At 71.1% G+C, this 22790-nt stretch carries 20 protein-coding genes; 6 read left to right on the top strand and 14 right to left on the bottom strand.

Annotated features, from left to right (window positions below):
- Positions 1-10: 10 nt before the first annotated feature.
- The 3 genes from QYS60_RS10465 to mqo form a co-directional block, all read right to left on the bottom strand.
- On the bottom strand, positions 11-1492 hold the full coding sequence (locus QYS60_RS10465; protein WP_289379223.1) for an MFS transporter: 1482 nt from the start codon (positions 1490-1492) through the stop codon (positions 11-13).
- 11 nt (positions 1493-1503) lie between these two features.
- A complete protein-coding gene (gene cobA, locus QYS60_RS10470; RefSeq protein WP_371383085.1) occupies positions 1504-2793 on the bottom strand; it encodes a uroporphyrinogen-III C-methyltransferase in 1290 nt (429 codons plus the stop codon).
- A 381-nt stretch (positions 2794-3174) separates the two neighbouring features.
- Positions 3175-4704 (bottom strand): malate dehydrogenase (quinone), encoded by a 1530-nt coding sequence (gene mqo / locus QYS60_RS10475; protein ID WP_289379226.1) that lies wholly within the window; start codon positions 4702-4704, stop codon positions 3175-3177.
- A 234-nt stretch (positions 4705-4938) separates the two neighbouring features.
- Here mqo and QYS60_RS10480 point away from each other — a divergent pair, with 234 nt between their 5' ends.
- Together QYS60_RS10480 and mtr are read left to right on the top strand one after the other, a co-directional pair.
- On the top strand, positions 4939-5946 hold the full coding sequence (locus QYS60_RS10480) for an alpha/beta hydrolase (protein ID WP_371383086.1): 1008 nt from the start codon (positions 4939-4941) through the stop codon (positions 5944-5946).
- 31 nt (positions 5947-5977) lie between these two features.
- Positions 5978-7351: a mycothione reductase gene (gene mtr / locus QYS60_RS10485; protein ID WP_371383087.1), complete on the top strand. Its 1374-nt coding sequence runs from the start codon at positions 5978-5980 to the stop codon at positions 7349-7351.
- Between the two features lie 58 nt (positions 7352-7409).
- On the opposite strand, the gene QYS60_RS10490 is transcribed toward mtr, so the two are convergent.
- The 3 genes from QYS60_RS10490 to QYS60_RS10500 all read right to left on the bottom strand — a co-directional run bounded on the left by QYS60_RS10490 (position 7410) and on the right by QYS60_RS10500 (position 10610).
- Complete coding sequence (locus tag QYS60_RS10490) at positions 7410-7976, bottom strand: hypothetical protein (RefSeq protein WP_040784192.1); 567 nt, start codon at positions 7974-7976, stop codon at positions 7410-7412.
- Positions 7977-8024: 48 nt separating this feature from the next.
- A complete protein-coding gene (gene map / locus QYS60_RS10495; protein WP_371383088.1) occupies positions 8025-8882 on the bottom strand; it encodes a type I methionyl aminopeptidase in 858 nt (285 codons plus the stop codon).
- A 69-nt stretch (positions 8883-8951) separates the two neighbouring features.
- On the bottom strand, positions 8952-10610 hold the full coding sequence (locus QYS60_RS10500; protein WP_371383089.1) for an AMP-binding protein: 1659 nt from the start codon (positions 10608-10610) through the stop codon (positions 8952-8954).
- Between the two features lie 106 nt (positions 10611-10716).
- On the opposite strand from QYS60_RS10500, the gene QYS60_RS10505 reads away from it, so the two are divergent.
- The gene (locus tag QYS60_RS10505) at positions 10717-11577 is read left to right on the top strand and encodes a LuxR C-terminal-related transcriptional regulator (protein ID WP_371383090.1); all 861 of its coding nucleotides are present in this window, start codon (positions 10717-10719) and stop codon (positions 11575-11577) included.
- 39 nt (positions 11578-11616) lie between these two features.
- On the opposite strand, the gene QYS60_RS10510 is transcribed toward QYS60_RS10505, so the two are convergent.
- From QYS60_RS10510 to dxr, 5 genes are all read right to left on the bottom strand, one after another.
- Positions 11617-13458 (bottom strand): penicillin-binding transpeptidase domain-containing protein, encoded by a 1842-nt coding sequence (locus tag QYS60_RS10510; RefSeq protein ID WP_003938989.1) that lies wholly within the window; start codon positions 13456-13458, stop codon positions 11617-11619.
- A 68-nt stretch (positions 13459-13526) separates the two neighbouring features.
- Positions 13527-14363: a GNAT family N-acetyltransferase gene (locus tag QYS60_RS10515; RefSeq protein WP_003938990.1), complete on the bottom strand. Its 837-nt coding sequence runs from the start codon at positions 14361-14363 to the stop codon at positions 13527-13529.
- A gap of 84 nt (positions 14364-14447) precedes the next feature.
- Entirely contained in the window at positions 14448-15602 is a 1155-nt protein-coding gene (gene ispG / locus QYS60_RS10520; RefSeq protein WP_371383091.1) for a flavodoxin-dependent (E)-4-hydroxy-3-methylbut-2-enyl-diphosphate synthase, read from the bottom strand.
- A 45-nt stretch (positions 15603-15647) separates the two neighbouring features.
- Positions 15648-16865 carry an RIP metalloprotease gene (locus tag QYS60_RS10525; protein WP_289379231.1) on the bottom strand — a complete coding sequence of 406 codons (1218 nt, stop codon included), beginning with the start codon at positions 16863-16865 and terminating at the stop codon, positions 15648-15650.
- A 15-nt stretch (positions 16866-16880) separates the two neighbouring features.
- Positions 16881-18044 carry a 1-deoxy-D-xylulose-5-phosphate reductoisomerase gene (dxr, locus tag QYS60_RS10530; RefSeq protein WP_371383092.1) on the bottom strand — a complete coding sequence of 388 codons (1164 nt, stop codon included), beginning with the start codon at positions 18042-18044 and terminating at the stop codon, positions 16881-16883.
- A gap of 142 nt (positions 18045-18186) precedes the next feature.
- Here dxr and QYS60_RS10535 point away from each other — a divergent pair, with 142 nt between their 5' ends.
- The gene (locus QYS60_RS10535; RefSeq protein WP_010592732.1) at positions 18187-18432 is read left to right on the top strand and encodes a DUF2631 domain-containing protein; all 246 of its coding nucleotides are present in this window, start codon (positions 18187-18189) and stop codon (positions 18430-18432) included.
- Between the two features lie 78 nt (positions 18433-18510).
- Here QYS60_RS10535 and rlmN read toward each other — a convergent pair whose 3' ends face one another.
- Positions 18511-19620 carry a 23S rRNA (adenine(2503)-C(2))-methyltransferase RlmN gene (rlmN, locus tag QYS60_RS10540; RefSeq protein WP_010592733.1) on the bottom strand — a complete coding sequence of 370 codons (1110 nt, stop codon included), beginning with the start codon at positions 19618-19620 and terminating at the stop codon, positions 18511-18513.
- An 87-nt stretch (positions 19621-19707) separates the two neighbouring features.
- Between rlmN and QYS60_RS10545 the strand changes: the two genes are divergently transcribed.
- Complete coding sequence (locus QYS60_RS10545) at positions 19708-20076, top strand: lipopolysaccharide assembly LapA domain-containing protein (RefSeq protein WP_040271831.1); 369 nt, start codon at positions 19708-19710, stop codon at positions 20074-20076.
- A 105-nt stretch (positions 20077-20181) separates the two neighbouring features.
- The gene (locus QYS60_RS10550; protein WP_017680559.1) at positions 20182-21042 is read left to right on the top strand and encodes a CoA ester lyase; all 861 of its coding nucleotides are present in this window, start codon (positions 20182-20184) and stop codon (positions 21040-21042) included.
- Positions 21043-21090: 48 nt separating this feature from the next.
- Here the strand turns inward: QYS60_RS10550 and QYS60_RS10555 are convergent, their stop codons facing one another.
- Positions 21091-21789 carry a class I SAM-dependent methyltransferase gene (locus QYS60_RS10555; protein ID WP_010592737.1) on the bottom strand — a complete coding sequence of 233 codons (699 nt, stop codon included), beginning with the start codon at positions 21787-21789 and terminating at the stop codon, positions 21091-21093.
- Positions 21790-21826: 37 nt separating this feature from the next.
- Positions 21827-22789, bottom strand: coding sequence for a phosphatidate cytidylyltransferase (locus tag QYS60_RS10560; protein WP_010592738.1), 963 nt, complete (start codon positions 22787-22789; stop codon positions 21827-21829).
- Position 22790: the final 1 nt, after the last annotated feature.

Below are 22790 nucleotides of genomic sequence, written 5' to 3' on the forward strand. Positions count from 1 at the left end.
CGGCGGAGGTCTATGTACCCTGCGCCGCCTTCTCCGCTTCCTGGGCCTGCGCGACCTGCTCCGGGGTGAAGCGGATGAACAGCGCCGCAGCCCCCGCGATCACGGCGCACACCGCGCAACCGACGAGAGCGAACAGGTAGCCCTCCCCCAGCGCGTAGAGCTGTGCGGGGTCCATGTCGGCGACGGCGCCGGACGTGCCCCCCAGGGACAGGGTCCGGGAGGTGGCCATCGCGCCGATCACGGCGAGACCGATCGGGCCGCCGAGCGTCTGCGCCACCTGGGCGATCGCGGCGAGCGGGCCGATCTCGTGCGAGCCGACGCCGGCGATCGCACACAGCGGCAGCGGGACCACGGCCAGGCCCACGCCGAAACCGACGACGAGCACCAGGACGAACAGCGTCGGCACGTACGCGACGGTGTGCGACATGGTCGACCCGTACAGCAGGCTGACCGCCATGATCAGGGCTCCGGTGACGACGAGCCACCGGGGCCGCACCCGGACCGCGAGCTTCGACGCGACGGCAGCGGCGGCGCCCAGCCCGAAGGCGAAGGGCACGAACGCCAGACCGGCCTGCAGCGGCGAGTACCCGAGGATGTCCTGCACGAACAGGGCGACGAACGCGGCGAGGCTGAACATGACGGCACCGGCGAAGAAGATCGACACGAACGTCGCGACCCGGTCGGGATTGCGGAACAGCACGAACGGCAGCAGCGGGTTCTCGGCGCGGCGCTCCACGACGAGGAACACCGCGAGCAGCGCAGTACCGGCGAGCAGCGCGCCGACCACCGCCGGGCTGCTCCACCCCATCTCCGGGCCCTCGGTGAGCCCGAAGACGAGACCGGTACAGCCGAGCGTGGCGAGCACTGCGCCCGGTACGTCGAGCGGCAGCCGCTCGGCGGCGGTCTCGCGGAGCGCGATCACGGCCAGGGTCACGATCAGGATCCCGATCGGCACGTTGATCAGGAAGATCCAGCGCCAGGACACCTCGGTCAGTGCGCCGCCGATGATCAGCCCGGCGATCGAGCCGACGCCGGTCATGGCCGCGAAGATGGCGATCGCCTGGTTGCGGGCCGGTCCGGGCGCGAAAGTGGTCGCGACCAGCGCCAGGGCCGTGGGCGAGGCCACAGCGGCGCCGACGCCCTGCAGCGCGCGGGCCGCGACCAGGGTGCCCTCGTTGACGGCGAGCCCGCACAGCAGCGAGGCGACCGTGAACAGCCCGACGCCGGCGATGAACATGCGTTTGCGACCGAAGGCGTCGCCGAGACGTCCGCCGAGCAGCATGAGACCGCCGTAGCTCAGCGCGTACGACGTGAGCACCCAGTTGCGGCCCGCGTCGCTCAGGCCGAGATCCTCCTGCAACGGAGCCAGCGCGAGATTGGCGACCGTGCCGTCGAGCACGACCATCAGCTGCAGGCCGCTGAGGACGACGATCGCCAGACCCAACGCACGTGTGGTGACGGGGTAGCTCACGGGCGAGGAGGTTTCGGCCATGTGGATCAACGTTACCGAGCGTCCGAGGCGACCTCGGCCACCGGCCCGGCGTCGAACGCGGCCACCGGCCCGATGACGACGATGGCCGGCGGGCGGATCTGTTCCTCCCGGACCCGGGCGGCGACGGTCTCCAGATCGGCCCGCAGCACCCGCTGGGTGCGCAGCGTGCCCTCCTGGATCACGGTGACCGGCGTCTGCGCGGGGCGGCCCCCCTCGAGCAGGGCGGCGGCGAACTGCTCGATCCGTTCGACCGCCATCAGCAGCACCAGCGTGCCGCGCAGGCGCGCGAGCGCACCCCAATCGGTGAGCGAATCCGGGTGGTCCGGGGCCACGTGCCCGCTCACCACGACGAACTCGTGGGTGACCCCGCGGTGGGTGACCGGGATCCCGGCCGCGGAGGGCACCGAGATGGCGCTGGTGATGCCGGGCACGACCGTCACGGGCACCCCGGCGGCAACGCATGCCTCGAGTTCCTCGTAGCCGCGACCGAACACGTACGGGTCGCCGCCCTTGAGCCGGACGACGAACTTCCCGGCCTTCGCGCCGTCGATCAGGGCCTGGTTGATGGCCTCCTGCGCCATCGCCCGGCCGTAAGGAATCTTGGCGGCGTCGATCACCTCGACGTGCGGGCCGAGCTCGGCGAGCAGCTCCGGCGGGGCCAGCCGGTCGGCGACGACGACGTCGGCCCGAGCCAGCAGGCGCCGCCCGCGGACGGTGATCAGGTCGGGATCACCCGGCCCACCGCCGACCAGCGCGACCCCGGGACGGGCGGGTTCGGCGTCTGCGACGACGGCGCCGGACTGCAGGGCCTCGCGGATCGCGGTGCGCACGGCCGCGGAGCGACGGTGGTCGCCGCCGGCCAGCACACCGACGGTCATCCCGTCGTAGTGGGCGGTGGCCGGGGTCACCGCGGTGCCGCGACGGGCGTTGTCGGCCCGGACGCAGAAGACGCGGTCGCGTTCTGCCTCCGCGACGATCTCGGCATTCGTGTCCGGTTCGTCCGTGCAGGCGATGGCATACCAGGCGCCGTCGAGATCCCCGGCGCGGTAGTCGCGCAGTTCCAGGGTGATCTGCCCGGCGGTCGCCATGCCCTCGACGGCGGGTGTCGCGGCCCGGGTGATCACGTGCACGTGCGCCCCGGCGGCAACGAGCAGGCCGAGCCGCCGCTGTGCGACGGTACCGCCGCCGACCACCACCACTCGCCGGCCCCGCAGATTGAGCCCGACCAGGTAGTTGGTCTCGTCATCGGCAGCACTGGACACCGGCACTTCCCATCTTTCGGCACTGTCTGCAACGCGCATCACGCTGCGTGGAACGCACAAACACTACGGGCAGGGTGGTTTGCGGCGCCATCCGCCGTACGAACTTCGTGAGGGACGCCGCAGTCGCGGCCCACGCGGCTCCGGAAGGATCAGCCGGGGAGGAGAGAAGCGCGGACCTGCCGGCGCAGCACTTTCCCGATCAGGAAGCGTGGCAGGTCGTCCACCACCACCCGTCGCGGGACCTTGTAGGCGGGCAGGCGCGACCGGCAGTGCTCCCGCGCCGGTGCTCACAGCGAAGGCCCACGCCACGCCGGAACGAGCGTAGACCGCCGGGCGGGGACGCCAGGACGTTCCGGCGGACGAGACGGCCCGCGCGGGACCCGACCGGATCCCGCGCGGGCCGTCTCCAGGACAGGACGGTCAGACCGTCGCCGGCTCCGCCGGGGCGGTGGCGTCGACCGGGGAGGCGACATCGAGCTGCAGGGACTTGGTACCCCAGCGCCACACCTTGTCGAACAGTGCGGTGTCGTCCGAGAGCTTGACTCCGAGGGACGGCACCATCTCCCGCAGAGTGTCCTGCCATGCCGTCCACCGGTCGGGGAAGCACCGCTCGAGCACGTCGAGCATCGCCGGAACGGCGGTCGAGGCCCCCGGCGACGCGCCGAGCAGGCCGGCGATCGTGCCGTCGCCGGCATTGACCACGGCGGTGCCGAACTCGAGCACTCCGCCCGCGCCCTTACGGCGGATGACCTGCACCCGCTGGCCGGCGGTGATGAGCTCCCAGTCCGCCATGCGGGCCTGCGGCACGAACTCGCCCAGGGTGCCGATACGGTCGCGCGGCGACTGCATCAGCTCACCGATCAGGTACTTGGTCAGTCCCATCTCGGTGAGGCCCACGCCGATCATCGACAGCAGGTTGTTCGGCTTGACCGACCCGGGCAGGTCGGTGAACTTGCCGTTCTTGAGGAACTTCGGGGACCAGCCGGCGTAGGGGCCGAACAGCAGGCCCTGCTTGCCGCCGATCACGCGGGTGTCGAGGTGCGGGACCGACATCGGCGGCGCACCCACGGCCGCCTTGCCGTACACCTTGGCGCTGTGCATGGCGATCAGCTCCGGGTTGGTGCAGCGCAGGAACTGGCCGGAGACGGGGAAGCCGCCGAACCCCTTGGCCTCCGCGATGCCCGACTTCTGCAGCAGGTGCAGCGCGCCGCCGCCGGCACCGACGAACACGAACCGGGCGTGCACCTTGCGGGCCTGGCCGGTGCGACGGTTGCGGACCTTGACGATCCAGCTGCCGTCGGACTGCTTGTCCAGATCGGTCACGTCGTGGCCGAAGTGCACGGTGCCACCGGAGGCGGCGACGTTGTTCAGCAGCTGCTTGGTGAGGGCGCCGAAATCGACGTCGGTGCCGTCCTGGGTCCAGTTCAGTGCGATGGGCTCGGAGAAGTCACGGCCCTGCGCCATCAGCGGCAGCCGTTCGGAGAAGTACTCGGGGCTCTCCGAGTACTCCATCCCCGCGAACAGCGGGTGCCCGGCCAGCGCGTCGTAGCGGGCACGCAGGTACTTCACGTTGTCGGCGCCGTGGACGAAGCTGACGTGCGGAACGGGATTGATGAAGTTCTTGGGATCGGTGAGGATGCCGTTGTCCACCGCGAACGCCCAGAACTGGCGCGAGACCTGGAACTGCTCGTTGACGTTGATCGCCTTGGTGATGTCCACGCCACCGCCCGGCTTGGCAGGCGTGTAGTTCAGCTCGCACAGCGCCGAGTGGCCGGTGCCCGCGTTGTTCCAGGGGTCGCTGCTCTCGGCCGCTGCGGCGTCGAGCCGCTCGAAAGCGGTGATGGACCAGTCGGGCTGCAGCCGGCGCAGGATGGCGCCGAGTGTCGCGCTCATGATGCCCGCACCCACGAGCACTACATCGGTCTTGGCCTCTACCACGTTCTCTGACACTGGAGGATCGACTTCCTTGTCTGTTCGCACGCGCCGCTGCGTTCCGCACTGCGCCGCATGAGTGTCCCGTGCACGTCCGTGCTCGGCCGCCGGGTCTCGCTGAACTCACGGATCCCGGCGACGTCGCGGCCGCGCCGACTGCGACGAACAGGTTACCCGCGCGTTGTCCGGCGTTTGTCTTCACCCAATTGTGCCCCGACGACAGGTCCGCGTACCGACCAATACAGTGTGATCGTGACTACTTGGCAGCCCGACATCCTCGGTGACGGATACGAGCAGCTCACGCTGCCTCTCGGCCCCGATCCGGACGGTGAGGGCGAGGCCGTCGCCACCCTCGTCCGCTACCAGCCCTCCGTCTACCCCGGCGGCGAGTCCGCGCCGGACCGTGCGGTGATCTACGTGCACGGCTTCACCGACTACTTCTTCCAGCAGCACCTCGCCGAGCACTTCGCCGCCCAGGGTTACCGGTTCTTCGCCCTGGACCTGCGCAAGTGCGGGCGCTCGCGGCAACCCGGACAGACACCGCACTTCGTCACCGATCTGACCTACTACGACGCCGAACTCGAGGAGGCACTGCGGATCGTCCGCGGTGAGGTCGACGGCGGCATCCTGCTCGTGGCGCATTCCACGGGCGGGCTGGTCCTGCCGTTGTGGCTCGATCGGTTGAACCGCCGGCCCGGCGGCACGGGCGGCGCCGGGATCCACGGCCTGATCCTCAACAGCCCGTGGTTCGACCTGCAGGGACCGTCGATCCTGCGCGGCCTCGGTACCGTCGCGGTCGATGCCGTCGGGCGGGTCCGCAGCCGCGCCGTCATCCCGGGGCAGAGCCTGGACACCTACGGGATGAGCCTGCACAAGGACGCCAACGGCCACTGGGAGTACGACCTGGACTGGAAGCCGCTGGCCGGGTTTCCCGTCACGTTCGGCTGGCTCCGTGCGGTCCGGCGCGGCCACGCGAAACTGCACCGCGGCCTCGATGTCGGCGTCCCGTCGCTGATCCTGCGGTCGAAGGACACCCGCTGGGCCCCCGCGTACGACCCCACGGTGGACACCGCCGACGCGGTCCTCGACGTCAAGCAGATCGCCCGGTGGGCCGGATGCCTGGGCGATCGCACGACGATCGTTCCGATCACCGGGGCCCGCCACGATGTGTTCCTCTCCACACCCGACGTGCTCGATGTGGCATTCCGGGAATTGGATCTGTGGCTGGACTGGTTGGACGGTCACAGCAGATCCCTGTGATCGTCCACGCGAACCTGACAACGGGAGAACAGTGAGTCACTACGACCTGGCCATCATCGGCACCGGATCCGGAAACTCGATCATCGACGAGCGATTCGACGGCCGGAAGGTGGCGATCCTCGAGCAGGGCACCTTCGGTGGTACCTGTCTCAACGTCGGCTGCATCCCCACCAAGATGTACGTCTATGCGGCGGAGGTCGCGCAGACCGTGCGCAAGGCCGCGAAGTACGGCGTCGACGCGACGCTCGACGGGGTTCGGTGGAGCGACATCGTCGACCGGGTGTTCGGCCGGATCGACCCGATCGCGGCCGGCGGAGACCGCTACCGCACCGAGGACTGCGCGAATGTCACCGTCCACCGCGGGCACGCCCGGTTCGTGGGCGAGCGCACCCTCGACACCGGTACGGGCGAGATCATCACCGCCGACCAGGTCGTCGTCGCAGCGGGCGCGCGTCCGGTGATCCCGCAGGAGGTGCTCGACGGCGGGGTCCGCTACTACACCAACGACGACATCATGCGGCTGCCGAAACTGCCGGAATCGCTGGTGATCCTCGGCTCCGGGTTCATCGCGATGGAGTTCGCGCACGTCTTCTCCGCTCTCGGCACCCGGGTGTCGGTGCTCGCCCGTACCGGCCAGTTGCTGCGGCACCTCGACCACGATCTGGCCGAGCACTTCACCGGCCTGGCCACCGACCGGTGGGACGTGCACCTGTCCAACCCCGCGACGGCGTTCCGACCCGTCGGTGACGGCGTCGAGGTGGAACTGGCCGACGGCACCATCGTCAGCGGCGACGCGCTGCTCGTCGCCGTCGGCCGCACACCCAACGGGGACGCACTCGACGCCGCCGCGGGCGGCATCGCGCTGCACGACGACGGCCGGATCGTCGTCGACGAGTTCCAGCGCACCACCGCGCGCGGGGTATTCGCGCTCGGCGACGTCTCGTCGCCGCACCAGCTCAAGCACGTCGCCAATCACGAGGCCCGCGTCGTACAGCACAATCTGCTCCACGACGCGTGGGGCGAGGACCTCTCGGTCCTGCGCCGCTCGGACCATCGGTTCGTGCCGTCCGCGGTCTTCACCGACCCGCAGGTCGCGACGGTCGGGTTGACCGAGGAACAGGCCCGCGCCCAGGGCTACGACGTCGCGGTGAAGATCCAGTACTACGGCGACGTCGCGTACGGCTGGGCGATGGAGGACACCGAGGGCTTCTGCAAGGTGATCGCCGATCGCACCACGGGCAAGCTGCTCGGCGCGCACATCCTGGGCGCCCAGGCGTCGTCGGTGATCCAGCCCCTGATCCAGGCGATGAGCTTCGGTCTCACCGCCCGGGAGACGGCCACCGGCCAGTACTGGATCCATCCGGCCCTGCCGGAACTGGTCGAGAACGCTCTCCTCGGGTTGTGACCGGGGTGTCCTTCGGGCGGCTCCCACCGCCCGAAGGACACACCGGCGGCGAAGCCGCCTACCAGCTGCCGGTGCGCAGGGCGATCGCGCCGGCCAGTTCCGCGGGCGCCTCGGCGGGGATGTTGTCCACTCCGCTCAGTTCGACGACGCGGAACTCCGACAGGACGTACCGCATCGAGGCGTCGGCCTCCGGGCGGCGGGCAGCGCTGCCCACGACCACGGTGGTGGGCACCTCGGCGGGGGCGGCGTTCGCGTCCCGCACGACGCCCTCGACGTCCGGGACCGCCGGGTGGCCCCGGTCGGCGACCACCAGGCTGGCGAACCGCCCGAACCGGCCCGAGGCGGCCGCCCACGCCAGCTCCGCTCCCGCCCCGCTGCCGACGAGGTGTACCCACCGCAACTGCAGGGCGTCGAGCAGTGCGTGCACGCCCGCGACGTCGAGACCCTCGATGGTCTCCGGGACGAACGTACGCAGATCCGAACGGTGCAGCCGCTCACACACCGCGTCGTAGACGTCGGCGGATTCCCCGGCGCCGGGCAGCAACAGCACCGCATGCCGGCTCTCGGGGCCGTCGATGCGCACGGTGAAGGTGCCGGCCGGGATCGCCACGTCAGTCGGTTCCATGCCGAAGCACGGTACGCGACAAGGCGATGCGTCCGGCACCCGGCTGCGTCACGGCAGCGTGAGGATGTCCGCTCCGGTGTCGGTGACCACGATGGTGTGCTCGAACTGGGCGGTCCACTTGCGGTCCTTGGTGACCACGGTCCAGCCGTCGTCCCAGATCTCGTAGTCGACGGTGCCGAGGTTGATCATCGGCTCGATCGTGAACACCATGCCCGGCTCGAGCACGGTGTCGACGGACGGCTGGTCGTAGTGCAGGATCACCAGCCCGTTGTGGAACGTCTCGCCGATGCCGTGGCCGGTGAAGTCACGCACCACCCCGTATCCGAACCGGTTCGCGTAGGACTCGATGACCCGGCCGACGACGTTGAGCGCCCGGCCCGGCTTGACCGCCTTGATCGCCCGCATCGTCGCCTCGCGGGTCCGCTCCACGAGCAGGCGGTGCTCCTCGGAGACCTCGCCCGCCAGGAACGTGGCATTGGTGTCGCCGTGCACTCCCCCGATGTAGGCGGTGACGTCGATGTTGACGATGTCGCCGTCCTCGAGCACCGTCGAATCCGGGATGCCGTGGCAGATCACCTCGTTCAGCGACGTGCAGCACGACTTGGTGAAGCCCTTGTACCCCAGCGTCGACGGATACGCGCCGTGGTCGCACATGTACTCGTGCGCGATCCGGTCCAGTTCGTCGGTGGTCACGCCCGGCGCGACGGCCCGGCCCGCCTCGGCCAGCGCCTGGGCGGCGATACGGCCGGCGACCCGCATCTTCTCGATGGTCTCGGGGGTCTGCACCCACGGCTCGTGCCCTTCGTTCGCCGTCGGCTTCCACGCGTACTCCGGTCGCGCGATCCCGTTGGGGACGGCGCGGACGGGTGAGACGGTTCCGGGGACGAGTGCGGTGCGAACAGGCATGGTCACCAGGATAAGCCCCGGCCGGCGAGGGGCGACGCGGCGTCGGCCGCGCCGCCCCCCGCGGGCGGCTCAGCCCTGGCGCAGGATGTAGCGCTGGATCTTGCCGCTCGGCGTCTTCGGCAGCTGCGGCACGAAGTGCACGGTCCGCGGGTAGGCGTGCGCCGCGAACTTGCGCTTGACCAGCTGCTGCAGCTCCGCCTCGAGCTCGTCGGTGCCCTCCACTCCGTCGCGCAGCACCACGAACGCTTCGAGCACCTCGCCGCGCAACTGATCGGGCATACCGACGACGGCGGCCTCGACCACATGCTCGTGCATCACCAGCACGCTCTCGACGTCGAACGGGCCGATCCGGTAACCCGCCATGATGATCACGTCGTCGTCGCGGGCGGAGAAGTAGAAGAACCCGTCCTCGTCGACCTGACCGGCGTCGCCGGTGAGGTACCAGCGGCCGTCCTCGGTGAACCGCTGCGCGGTCTTCTCCGGGGCGTCCACGTACCCCGTGAACCACAGCAGGGGGCTGGCGTGGGTGTCGATCGCCACCCGTCCGGGCACGCCGGGGGCGGCGATCTCGTCGGAGTCGTCGGAGAGCACGGCGCAGGACCAGCCGGGCAGGGGCTTGCCCATCGACCCCGGCCGCACCTGCTCGCGCAGCCCGTCGGCCCACGCGTTGACGACGAACATGCCGTGCTCGGTCTGGCCGTAGTGGTCGCGCACGATCACGCCGAGGGTCTGCTCGGACCACGCCACGACGTCCGGGGTGAGCGGCTCGCCGGCGGACGAGGCGCGCCGCAGCGAGATAGACTCCGGCACCGGCGCCGAGTCCGCCCGCAGGCTGCGGTAGACGGTGGGCGCGGCCGCGAAGTTGGTGACCCCGAACTTCTCCATCACCTGCCAGGTGAGGGAGGCGGAGAACCCGGCGTGCAGCAGCAGGCTGCGCACCCCGGCGGCCAGCGGCGCGAGCAGCGCGTAGTAGAGCCCGTAGGCCCAGCCGGGATCGGCGGCGTTCCAGAACACGTCGTCCTCACGCACGTCCAGGCCGAAGTCCAGGTAGGCGTGGAACGACGCGAGCGCCCGCACCGGCACCGGCACACCCTTCGGGGTGCCGGTCGTGCCGGAGGTGAACAGCTGCACGAGCCCGCCGTGCCCACCGACGGCAACCGCGGCACCGCGCGGGTCGTCCACATCGTGTGAGGCCACCAGGTCGGCGAAGCCCACCCCGATGCCGGCGGCAGCGGCCTCGGCGGGACCCGCGACGACGATCTGCCACGGCGCGTCGGCGGGGATGTCCTCGCCCGGCGCGAGCTTGCCGACCTGGTCCGCGTCGGCGACGACGACCTTCGCACCGCTGGCCTGGAGTCGGAAACCGATCGCCGGGGGTGCGAACGCGGTGAACAACGGCACGTGCACGGCACCGCGACGCCAGATGCCGAGCAGCGCCACCACCAGATCCGCGGACTTGCCCATCAGGGTGGCGACATGGTCGCCCGGCTCGACGCCGAGATCGGCGAGGGCGGCGGCGAACCGGGTCGACTGCGCACGCAGCTCACCGAAGGTCAGGTCGGTCGCGGTCAGATCCGCCTCGACCACTGTGAACGCGACGGCGTCCGCGGGATGTCCGTCGCACAACAGCTCTGCGGCACACGCGTCGACGGTGTCGTAGCGTTCCAGCAGTTCCCGCACCCGTGCCTCCTGCTCGGAATGCGCACGCGCGGTGGTCTCGGTGGTCATCGAATCCGTCCTCTCGTGAAGCACCCCGGGGTGAACGTCCCGAGGATCGATTCCTTTATGATCCAAGTCACACGTCCGTCCCGATACCCCCGGAAAGGGGTGACCGATGCCGCCGGCCGGCACCTCGCCTCTCCTTCGTCCCCGCGACAGCGACGCACTGCGCGGGGAACTCCGTCGTACCGCGGCGGAGGCCCTGATTCCCGTGGTGTTCGCCGGGGAGGTCCGCGACGGGAACCTGCATCTGACCGAGTTCTTCGGCACCCGCACCAACGGCCTCGAGGGAGTCGTGGTGCCGCCGCGGGCCGGTCTGGGCGGGCTCGTGGTGGACCGGGCCCGGCCGGCGACGGTGCCGGACTACGGCCGGTCGTCGTCGATCACCCACCACTTCGATCGGCCGGTCCTCGGCGAGGGGCTGCGCTCGATCCTCGCGGTGCCGGTGATGGTGAGCGGCGCGGCGCGTGCCGTGCTCTACGGCGCGATCCGGGAGTGCTCACCGATCGGCGACCGCGCGGTGGGAGCCTTCGTGCAGGCGGCGCGACGGCTCAGCAGCGAGATCGCCGTCCGGGACGAGGTGGACCGGCGGCTGGCGATGCTCGGCTCCCTCGACCGCCCGGCCGAGAGCCCGGTCGCGGCCGCCCAGATCCGGGACGTGCATGCGGAACTGCGCGGCCTCGCCCAGTGCGTCGAGGATGCCGGTCTGCAGCGCAAGCTGCGGGCCCTGTCGGACCGGCTGGCCGGGGCGCTGGGCGGCCCGGCACCGCAGCAGACCGACGTGGTGCTCTCGCCACGCGAGACCGACGTGCTCGCGCACGTGGCGCTGGGATGCACCAACGCCGAGATCGCCGACCGGCTGTCGGTCGGTCAGGAGACGGTCAAGAGCTACCTGCGCAGCGCGATGGGCAAGCTCGACGCCCACACCCGGCACGAGGCCGTCGTGGCCGCGCGGCGCCTGGGACTGCTGCCCTGACCGGCGACCGGAGGGCTCTCCCGCGCCGCGTCCGGCCGGTCAGTAGCCCTCCGGCAGCGCCGCGAACATGTCGCGCGTGACAGCGACGGCGTTGTCGGAACTGCCGCCGCGCACGACGAGCGTCGCGAACGCCAGGTCCCCGCGGTAGCCGACGAACCAGGCATGCGAACCGCCCTCGACCTCGGCCTCCCCGGTCTTGCCGTACACCTCGCCCTGGTCGCGGATGCGTTCGGCGGTGCCGCTGGTGATCACCAGGCGCATCATGCCGCGCAGGCCGTCGACCATCTCCGGGGTCACCGGCGGCCGGTCCCCGGTCACGACGGTCTCGCGTCCCTGCAGCAGGTACGGCACCGGGGTGCTCCCGTGCGCGACGGTCGCCGCGGCGAGCGCCATCCCGAACGGGCTGACGACGACACGCCCCTGACCGAAGCCGTCCTCGGCGCGCTGGACCATGTCCTCGGCGGGCGGCACCGACCCGGAGAACGTGGGCATGCCCACGATGTCGTAGTCAGGACCGATGCCGAACTGGGACGCCGCCACGGTGAGGGCGTCGGGCGCCAGCTCGGAGGCGATCTTGGCGAACGAGGTGTTGCACGAGCGCGCGAACGCCGTCGCCATCGGCACGGTGCCGACGGAGAACTCGTTGTAGTTCGGGACGCTGCGTTCGCCGATCGTGATCCGGCCCGGGCAGGGCACCATCGTGCCGGGGGTGGCGACACCTCCGGAGATCGCGGCGCCGGAGGTGATGATCTTGAAGGTCGAGCCGGGGGGATACTGCCCGGCCAGCGCGACGGGGCCGTCCCGGTCGGCGGCCTTGTTCTGCGCGACGGCGAGGACCGCGCCGGTCGATGCCTCGATCACCACCATCATCGCCTGGTCGGTGCGCGCGTCCACGGCGGCCTGCGCTGCCACCTGGATGGGACGGTCCAGGCTGACCGAGAAGGACGGCGCGGGTTCGGGTGGGGTCTCGGTGAGCACCCCGGTGTCGACACCGTTCTGGTTGACCGCGACGACGCTCCACCCGGCCTTGCCGTCCACCTCGTCGATGACGGTCTTCTTGACCTGGCCGACGAGGTCGGGGGCGAAGGTGCGGTCGGTGGCGACGAGATCGGCCTGCTCGGTGATCGTGACGCCGGGCACCGCCGCGAGGGTGTCGGCGACGCGTTCGTAGTCCTCCTCGCGCAGCCGCACGACCGAGTAGGCGCCGTCGGCGGCCGTCGCGGTCTCGGCGATCGACTGCGCGGTCAGCGACGGGTCGAACTCGGTCAGCGCCGCCGACAGCGACCGCGCCGCCGCCCGGACGTCGCCGGCCTGCGCAGCATCGAAACCGATTCCGTAGACGATGCCCGGGACGAGCACGTCCGAGCCGGAATGCTCGTTGACGCGGGCACGCGGGGCGGGATTGGTCCGCAGCTGCATCCGCTGCCGGTCCCCGAGCTGGGGATGCAGGTTCGATCGCGTCCAGCGCACCACCCAGTCCTCGCCGCTGCGGCCCATGTTCATCTGCCCGGAGTACCGCCACACACGCTCGCCGGGCAGGTCCCACTCGTAGACGTAGGTGACGGTCGCGGTGTCCCCCTCGATCCGCACCCCGTCGGTGTCCACCTCGAGCCCTTCCGCCTGCAGCCCCGACCACGTCGCCGCGAGCGCCTCCTCGGCCGACTCGGGACGATCGGTCAGGGCAGCGGCCGCGGCGAAGTCCCGGTCGGCGAAGTCGGTGAGGAACTCCTGGGCGGCAGGCTCCGGTCCGGCGGGTTTCGGAGTGCATGCCACGACGCCGCCGGCCAGCGCGACGGCGGCTGCCAGGATCGGCACGAGCCGGCGCGGTGCCGCGACGAACCGGACAGGCGGGACCGGGGCGCGGGTGGATCGAGTTCTCATCGCCGTCATCGTAGGACCGGTGGCACCCGGGATCGGGGAGGCGACACGGACCCGGTCGAAGCGGCCCCTCAGTCCAGCAGAACCGTGCAGAAGGTCGCGACCTGCCGGAAGCCGATACGGGCATACGCCGCGCGGGCGCGGTGATTGAAGCTGTTGACGTACAGGCTCGGCAGCCGGCCACCGGCGGTGACGGCGGCGGCGACGGCCGCGGTGCCGGTCGAGCCGAGGCCGGCGTCGCGCCTGCCGGGGTCCACCCACACACCCTGGATCTGCCCCACCGACGAGGACTGGGAGCCGATCTCGGCCTTGAACACCACGCGGCCGTGCTCGAAGCGGGCCCATGCGCGTCCGGTGGCGATCAGGCTCTGGACCCGGCGGCGGTATCCCGATCCGCCGTCGCCCGCGCACGGGTCCACCCCGACCTCCTCGCGGAACATGGCGATCGCGGCCGGCATGTAGGCGTCGATCTCGTCCGGTCGCACGCGCCGCACCAGCGGGTCGGGGACGACGAGGGGTTCCCGGTCGAGTACCAGCAGCGGTTGTTCGGCCCGCACCTCGCGCGCGGGACCCCATTCCGGCTGCAGGACCTCCCACATCGGCAGTGCGAGTTCGGCGCGGCCGACGAGCGACGAGCACAGGCGGGGGCCACGGGCGGCGCGGTCCGCGAAGGCGTGCAGATCGTCGCGATCACCGAGCAGCGGGACGAGGTTCGCCCCCGAGAAGCACAGCGACTCGTCGGGTCCGCCCCGGCTCCACATGTCGCCGCCGACTGCGCGGGAATCGAGACCGTACTCCTCGATCCGGCCGGCCACCATGCACGCCGCCACCGGATCGCGGGCCAGCACCCGCAACACGTGTGCGGTGTCACGGCCACCGAGAGACCGGACTCCCAGAAGCTTGAGCACGTCCCACCACCTGTCGACTGCGGATACGCAATCAGACTGCCAGAAGCCGGGGCCGCGCGGGAGTCCTGTGCCCGCCGAACCGGTTCAGCCGACCGAGACCACCGCGTTTCCGGTGCCGGCGTCGCCTTCCATCTCCTCGGCGATGCGCATGGCCTCCTCGATCAGGGTCTCGACGATCTGGGCCTCGGGCACGGTCTTGACGACCTTGCCCTTGACGAAGATCTGGCCCTTGCCGTTGCCGGACGCGACGCCGAGGTCGGCCTCGCGTGCCTCCCCGGGGCCGTTGACGACGCATCCCATGACCGCGACCCGCAGCGGCACCTCCATGCCCTGCAGGCCGGCGGTGACCTCGTCGGCGAGGGTGTAGACGTCGACCTGGGCGCGGCCGCACGACGGGCAGGAGACGATCTCGAGCTTGCGCGGGCGCAGGTTCAGCGACTGCAGGATCTGGGTGCCGACCTTGATCTCCTCGGCGGGCGGCGCCGACAGCGACACCCGGATGGTGTCGCCGATGCCCTCGCTGAGCAGCGCACCGAACGCGACGGCCGACTTGATCGTGCCCTGGAACGCGGGCCCGGCCTCGGTTACCCCCAGATGCAGCGGGTAGTCGCACTGCGCGGCGAGCTGACGGTAGGCCTCGACCATCACGACGGGGTCGTTGTGCTTGACCGAGATCTTGAGGTCGCCGAAGCCGTGCTCCTCGAACAGGCTCGCCTCCCACAACGCGGATTCGACGAGCGCCTCGGGCGTGGCCTTGCCGTACTTGCTCAGGATGCGCGGATCCAGCGAGCCGGCGTTGACCCCGATACGGACCGGGATGCCCGCGTCACCGGCGGCCTTGGCGACCTCCTTGACGCGGCCGTCGAACTCCTTGATGTTGCCGGGGTTGACGCGCACCGCGGCGCAGCCGGCGTCGATGGCGGCGAAGATGTAGCGCGGCTGGAAGTGGATGTCCGCGATGACCGGGATCTGGCTCTTCTTCGCGATCGTGGCGAGCGCGTCGGCGTCCTCCTGGCGCGGGCACGCGACCCGGACGATGTCGCAGCCGGACGCGGTGAGCTCGGCGATCTGCTGCAGCGTCGCGTTGACGTCGTGTGTCTTGGTGGTGCACATCGATTGCACCGACACCGGGTGGTCGCTGCCCACGCCGACGTCGCCGACCATGAGTTGACGGGTCTTGCGCCGGGGCGCGAGGACGGCGGGGACTTCGGGCATGCCCAAACCGACGGGGCTGGTCACGTTTCGCCTTCTTTCGTAGCTACGCGGCAATTCTAGCGATGCGGGTCAGAACAGCTGGATGGGGTTGACGATGTCCGCGGTGAGTGTCAACAGCATGAACGCGCCGCCGATGAGGACGAACACGTAGGTGACGGGTAGCAGCTTCGTGTAGTCGACCGGGCCGCCGACCGGCAGCCCGCGCAGCCCGCGGATCCAGTTGCGGACCTTCTCGTACGCGACGACGGCGATGTGGCCGCCGTCGAGCGGCAGCAGCGGGAGCAGGTTGAACATGCCCAGGAAGAAGTTCAGCTGCGCGAGCAGCAGGACGAACATCTGCCAGATGCCACGCTCGGCGACCTGCCCACCGATGACGGAGGCGCCGACCACGCTGATCGGGGTGTCGGGGTCGCGTTCGCCGCCCGTCACCGACTCCCACAGCGCCCCCACCTTGCTGGGCAGGTCGGCGAGGGCCTGCGCGGTGAGGACGAACATGTCGCCGGTGAACTGCAGCGTGCCACCCACCGCCGTGACCGCGTTGTACTCGGTGACGGACGGCGGCGCGGCCACGCCGATGGCGCTGACGGTCTCCGAAGTGATCGCGCCCGTCTCGGGGTCCTGCACCCACCGCTGGGCGGACTGGACCGGCACCGGGATCGTCAACGTGCGGCCGTCGCGCTCGACGACGAAATCCACCGTGCCGGTCGCGGCGCGGGTGACGTCGACCAGGTCCGCGAACGTCGCGACCTCGGTGCCGCCGACGGAGACGACGACGTCCCCGACTTCGAGGCCGGCAGCGGCGGCCGGACCCGGCCCGCTGCACGGCGCGAGCTCGTAGCCCCCGGACTCACCGGCCTGGGTCGGTGCGACGCACGAGAGCTCGCCGATCTCCGCCGGGGTCTCCCCCAGCCGGGGCAGACCCCACGCCACGGCGAGCCCGAAGATCAGCACCATGCCGAGGACGAAGTTCATCGCGATGCCGCCGGACATCACCACGACGCGCTTCCACGCCTTCTGCTTGAACATGGCGCGCTCGTGCTCGTCCGGAGCCAGCTCGTCGAGCGCAGTCATGCCCGCGATGTCGCAGAACCCGCCCGCCGGGATCGCCTTGAGGCCGTACTCGGTCTCACCGCGCCGGAACGAGAACAGCCGCGGCCCGAACCCGATGTAGTAGCGCCGCACCTTCATCCCCAGACGCTGCGCGGTCCACATGTGTCCGGCCTCGTGCAGGGCGATGGATACGGCGATGCCGAGGGCGAACAGCACGACGCCCAGAACGAACATCATCGGTGGCCGGTCCTCCTACTTCACGAGCGCGTGGGCTCGGTCCCGAGCCCAGCCGTCGGCGGCGAGCACATCTTCCACGGTAGCGGGTGCGGCGGACCAGTCGTCGGCGTCGGACAGCACCGCCGCCACCGTGCGCACGATCCCGGGGAACGGCAGGGCACCGGCGAGGAACGCCTCCGCGGCCACCTCGTTGGCGGCGTTGTACACCGCGGTCAGGCAGCCACCGCCCTCCCCCGCGGCCCGTGCCAGCTCGATCGCCGGGAACACGTCGTGCGCCACCGGCTCGAACTCCCAGGTCGAGGCGGTCGCGAAGTCGAGGGCCGGCGCCGCGTCCGCGATCCGGTGCGGCCAGCCCAACGCGAGCGCGATGGGCAGCTTCATCGACGGCGGCGACGCCTGGGCGAGGGTGGAACCGTCGGTGAAGGTGACCATCGAGTGCACGATCGACTGCGGGTGCACGGTGACGTCGATCCGGTCGTAACCGATGCCGAACAGCAGGTGCGTCTCGATCAGCTCCAGTCCCTTGTTCACCAGGGTCGCCGAGTTCAGGGTGTTCATCGGGCCCATCGACCAGGTCGGGTGGGCGCCGGCCTGCTCGGGGGTGACCGACTCGAGCCGTTCGGCCGTCCAGCCGCGGAACGGACCACCCGAGGCGGTCAGCACGAGCCGGGCCACCTCGTCGGGGCTGCCGCCGCGCAGGCACTGGGCCAGCGCCGAGTGCTCCGAGTCCACCGGCACGATCTGCCCCGGGGCCGCGGCGGCGGTGACCAGTGCGCCGCCCGCGACGAGCGACTCCTTGTTGGCCAGCGCCAGGCGTGCGCCCGTCGCCAGTGCGGCCAGCGTCGGCTCCAGGCCGAGGGATCCGACGAGGGCGTTGAGCACCACGTCGGCCTCCACGTCGCGCACCAACCTCGTCACCGCCTCCGGCCCGCTGCGGACCTGCAGGCCCGGGAGGTCGAGGCGCGCGGCGGCCTGTGCGTTCGCGACGGCCACCTCGGTCACACCGGTGACGCGGATCTGTTCGGCGAGCAGATCGATGTTGCCACCACCGGCGGCGAGACCGACCACCTCGAACCGGTCGGGGTTGGCGGCGATCACCTCGAGTGCCTGGGTGCCGATGGAGCCGGTGCTGCCGAGCAGCAGGACACGGGTGCGGGAGCTGGGTTGCGAGTCGGCCACGCCGACATTGTTCCCGACCGCCCTGAGGGGAGGCTGAATCACCCGCCCGGCGCGCGGGAGCGCGCCCCCACTTCGTACGACGGGCGGTCGTATGTCACGATTGGCCCAACAGCGAAGATCTTTGCGACCAGGAGGACAAGCGGTGGCCGGTACCGAGTTGAAGACCACTGGCGTCGACACGGCCGAGGTGCCGTCGGCGGAGTGGGGCTGGAGTGGCGAGGCGCCCCGCCTGTTCCGTTTCATGGGCTGGCTCATCGCCCTGTTCCTGCTGGCGATGATCATCGGCAACCACAACGGCAACGTCGAGAACTGGTTCCTGATCGGTTTCGCCGCGCTGCTCGTCGCCATCCTGGTGCGCGACATCGTCCAGCGCCGGCGCCGCAGGTAGCCGCACGTCCCCACAGCAACACCGAAGGGTCCGCCCGGTTCGTCCCGGGCGGACCCTTCGCTTGCCGCGAGTCCGTGTTCAGTTCTCGGCGGCGAGCTGGCCGCAGGCTGCCGCGATCTCCTGGCCCCGGGTGTCCCGCACGGTGCACGAGACCCCCTGAGCCTGGACGCGACGAACGAACTCGCGCTCGACCGGCTTCGGGCTGGCGTCCCATTCGCTGCCCGGCGTCGGGTTGAGCGGGATCAGGTTCACGTGCACCAGCGGGCCGAGCGCCTTGTGCAGCTTCTTGCCCAGCATGTCCGCCCGCCACGGCTGGTCGTTGACGTCGCGGATCAGGGCGTACTCGACGGAGACACGGCGACCGGTCCGGTCGGCGTAGTAGCGCGCGGCGTCGAGCACCTCGGCGACGGGCCAGCGGTTGTTGACCGGCACCAGCGTGTCGCGCAGTTCGTCGTCCGGCGTGTGCAGCGACACGGCGAGGGTCACGTGCAGTCCCTCGTCGGCCAGCCGGCGGATCGCCGGCGCCAGACCGACGGTGGAGACGGTGACCGACCGCTGCGACAGGCCCAGTCCCTCCGGCGGCGGGGCGGTGATGCGCCGCACCGCGGCCACCACCCGCTTGTAGTTCGCCAGCGGCTCCCCCATCCCCATGAACACCACGTTGGACAGACGACCCGGTCCCCCGGCCACGTCACCGTCGCGCAGGGCCGCGGCCGCGGCGCGCACCTGATCGACGATCTCGGCGGTGGACAGGTTCCGATCCAGGCCGCCCTGGCCGGTCGCGCAGAACGGGCAGGCCATCCCGCAGCCGGCCTGGCTCGAGATGCACAGGGTGGCGCGGTCGGGGTAGCGCATGAGCACACTCTCGAGGAGGGTGCCGTCCCCGGCGCGCCACAGCGTCTTGCGGGTCTCGCCGCCGTCGCACGCCACGTGCTTGACCGGTGTCAGCAACGCGGGGAAGAACGCCGCCCCCACCTGCTCGCGCACCTTCGCCGGCAGATCCGTCATCTTCTCCGGATCGGCCTCGAGCCGCCCGTAGTAGTGCCGGGCCAGCTGATCGGCCCGGAAGGCCGGCAGGCCCAGTTCACGCACGGCCGCCCGGCGCTGCTCGGCGTCGAGGTCGGCGAGGTGACGCGGCGGCATACCGCGTTTGGGCGCGTCGAAAACCAGGGGAAGAGAGGAGGGCATAATGACCCATTATCCATTACGGCGGCGGAGCCGGTCTTCCTCGCCGAATACGGTGTGCAGCGGCAGCCGGAGCGAGATGATCGATCCATGACCGACCGCCCCGCGAATCTGCCCGATCCGGTACCGGACCTGCCCGGCGGGGATCGGCCCGACCGGCAGGGCTCGACGAAGGCCACGCCCGATTCCGACCTCCGTCCCGCGCCGGAGATTCCCCTCGACCGCAGCCGCGCGGCATCGACGTGGACCGGCCTGGTCATCGGTGTTCTGGTCCTGATCCTGCTGCTCGTGTTCATCCTGCAGAACCTCGACTCGGTCACCATGGAACTGTTCGCCTGGGAGTTCACCCTGCCGCTGGGGGTGAGCCTGCTGCTGTCGGCCATCGCGGGAGCCCTCGTCATGGCGCTGGCGGGCGGTGTGCGGATCCTGCAGATCAAGCGTGCCGCGAAGCGGCGGTGACACAGCGCCGCCCAGCGGCGGGTGACGAACACAACGCACCCAATCTCCCCAACGCGGCGACAAGAGGGCACCCTGGAGACAAGACCTTCACCCGAGGAGCCTGACGTGACCGCCCACCTGGATGCCCCCGCCTCCGCCACCGTCGCACCCGAGCTCGCCCGATCCTGGCTGCTCGTTCCGGGCACCGCCCCGGAGCGCTTCGCGGCGGCTGCCGCGTCCGCAGCCGATGCCGTGATCCTCGACCTCGAGGACGCCGTGCCGGCGGCCGGCAAAGCCGCCGCACGGGGTCACGTCGTCGAATGGCTGCGCGGCGGTGGCCGTGCCTGGGTGCGGATCAACGACGCCACCACCGTGCACTGGGCCGACGATCTCGCCGCGCTCGCCGCGGTTCCCGGCCTGCAGGGCGTGATGCTCGCCAAGACCGAAAGCGGCCAGCAGGTCGACGCCACCGCCGCTCAGTTGCCGCCCGGAACCCGCATCCTCGTGCTCATCGAGTCGGCGGTGGGCCTCGAGGCCACGCCCGAGATCGCCCGCGCCGACGGGACGTTCCGGCTGGCTTTCGGCAGCGGCGACTTCCGCCGCGACACCGGAATGGACGACTCCCCGCTCGCGATGGCGTACCCGCGTTCCCGCCTGGTCGTGTCGAGCCGGGCGGCCCGCCTGCCCGGTCCCGTCGACGGACCGTCGCTGACCGACGACCCCGAGGTTCTCGAGCGGGAGGCGAAGCTGACCGCCTCCATGGGAATGACCGGGAAGCTGTGCATGACCCCGGCCCGGGCACCGTTCGCCAACGCCGCCCTGAGCCCCAGTTCCGACGAGGTCGGCTGGGCCCGCGACGTGATCGACACACTCGGGGAGGACGGCCGCGGTGTGCGCGACGGCAGTGACCTGCCCCGCCTGGCCAAGGCCAAGAGGATCAGCGAACTGGCCCGGGTGTTCCGCATCCGGGGCACCCACCACCGGTAGGTTCGCGGCCCCGGCAGGTTCGCGACCCCCGGCAGGTTCACGGCACGGTCAGGCGATCTCCAGTCCCCGGGGCTTGCGGCGCACGTGCAGCCGGTAGCGCACCGTGAGGGCGGTGCCTGCCGTGCCACGCACCGCGCGCTCGGCCACCCGCGGGCCGAACTCGATGCCGAGTACGCGCTCGAGCGTGGCGCGGTCCGGGAAACGCCACTCCGTGTCGAGCCGGCGCAGGTCGAAACCTTGGGCGTCGAAGAACGCCTCGACTGTGCGCGGGTCGTAGTGCGGCAGGTCCGCGCGCATCCATTCGCCGTACGGATGGGCGGTCGCGTCGAGATCGACGATCGCGAGGGCGCCGCCGGGCCGCAGCACGCGCATCGCCTCGGCGATACCTGCCCCGCACCCGGGACCGAAGAAGTACGCGGTACGGGCGTGCACGAGGTCCACGCTGCTGTCCGCGAGCGGCAGGTGCTCGGCCGAACCGGTCTGCACTCGCACGCCCGGTTGGCCCCGCATCCGTCGCCGTGCCAGTTCCACCAGCGGCGGGTGCGGTTCGACACCGGTCACGGTGCGCGCCGCGGCCGCGAACATCGGCAGGTGGAAGCCGGTGCCGCAGCCCACGTCGACCACGTCCCGACCGGCCCAGTCGTATGCCTCGCGCAGCGCCGTGTACACGACGCCGTGGACGTCCTGGGCGCGGTTCTCTTCCTCGTAGACCTCCGGCCAGTGCCAGATGTTGGGGCTGGGCACCACCCCGTGCGTGTCGGACCGCTGCCTTCTCGTCACCGGCCTAGACGAAGGCCCCGAGGACGAGCCAGGTGACGAACGCGGACGGCAGGATGGAGTCCAGCCGATCCATGATCCCGCCGTGGCCGGGCAGCAGGGTGCCCATGTCCTTGATGCCGAGATCCCGTTTGACCTGCGACTCGATCAGGTCGCTCGCCGTGGCCGTGGCGGCGAGCACGACGCCGAGGAGCACACCGATCCACCAGGCGGCGTCGAGCAGCAGGGTCACCGTGAGCACACCGGCGACGGTGCAGGCGAGAACCGAGCCGCCGAAACCCTCCCAGGACTTCTTCGGGCTGATCGCGGGCGCCATCGGGTGCTTGCCGAACAGCACCCCGGACGCGTATCCGCCGACGTCGGATGCGACGCACACGATCATCAGGCAGAACACCCGGGCGGCACCGTCGTCCTCGAGGACCATCAGCGTCGCGAACGACGCGAGGAAAGGTACCCATGCCGCGGTGAAGACGGTGACCGCGGTGTCGCGCAGGTAGTTGCGGGGCCGGCCGCGCAGTCCGCGGTCGAACAGCCGCCACAGCATCGACACGACGGTGGTGCCGGCGAAGGCGCCGAGCACGCCGGTGGTGCCGTAGGGCCAGCCGAGCCAGATCATCGCCTGCCCCCCGACCAGGAGCGGGACCCGGGGAACCAGGACGTCCGCCTCACGCAGGCGCTTGGTGACCTCCCAGGTGGCGATCGCGATGGCCACCGCGACGACGAGGAGCCAGGCCTTGGGGGCGAACGCGAGCACGCCGATGACGAGGCCACCGAGCCCGGCGCCCACGCCCACGGCGGCGGGCAGGTTCCGGCCGGCGCGGGACGCCTTCTTCTCCGGCTCCGCGGCAGGGGTCGGATCGGGCCGGCCCGGCGGGACCTCGGTGCCCGCCTTCGCGGCGTCGGCCGCCGAGTCGGCGTCGGTGACGCCCAGGGGGAGCTGCGGATCGGACGACCCGGCGGCGGTACCCACG

This window comes from Rhodococcus sp. GXMU-t2271, from assembly GCF_041414735.1.
Taxonomy (GTDB): Bacteria; Actinomycetota; Actinomycetes; order Mycobacteriales; family Mycobacteriaceae; genus Rhodococcus; species Rhodococcus indonesiensis.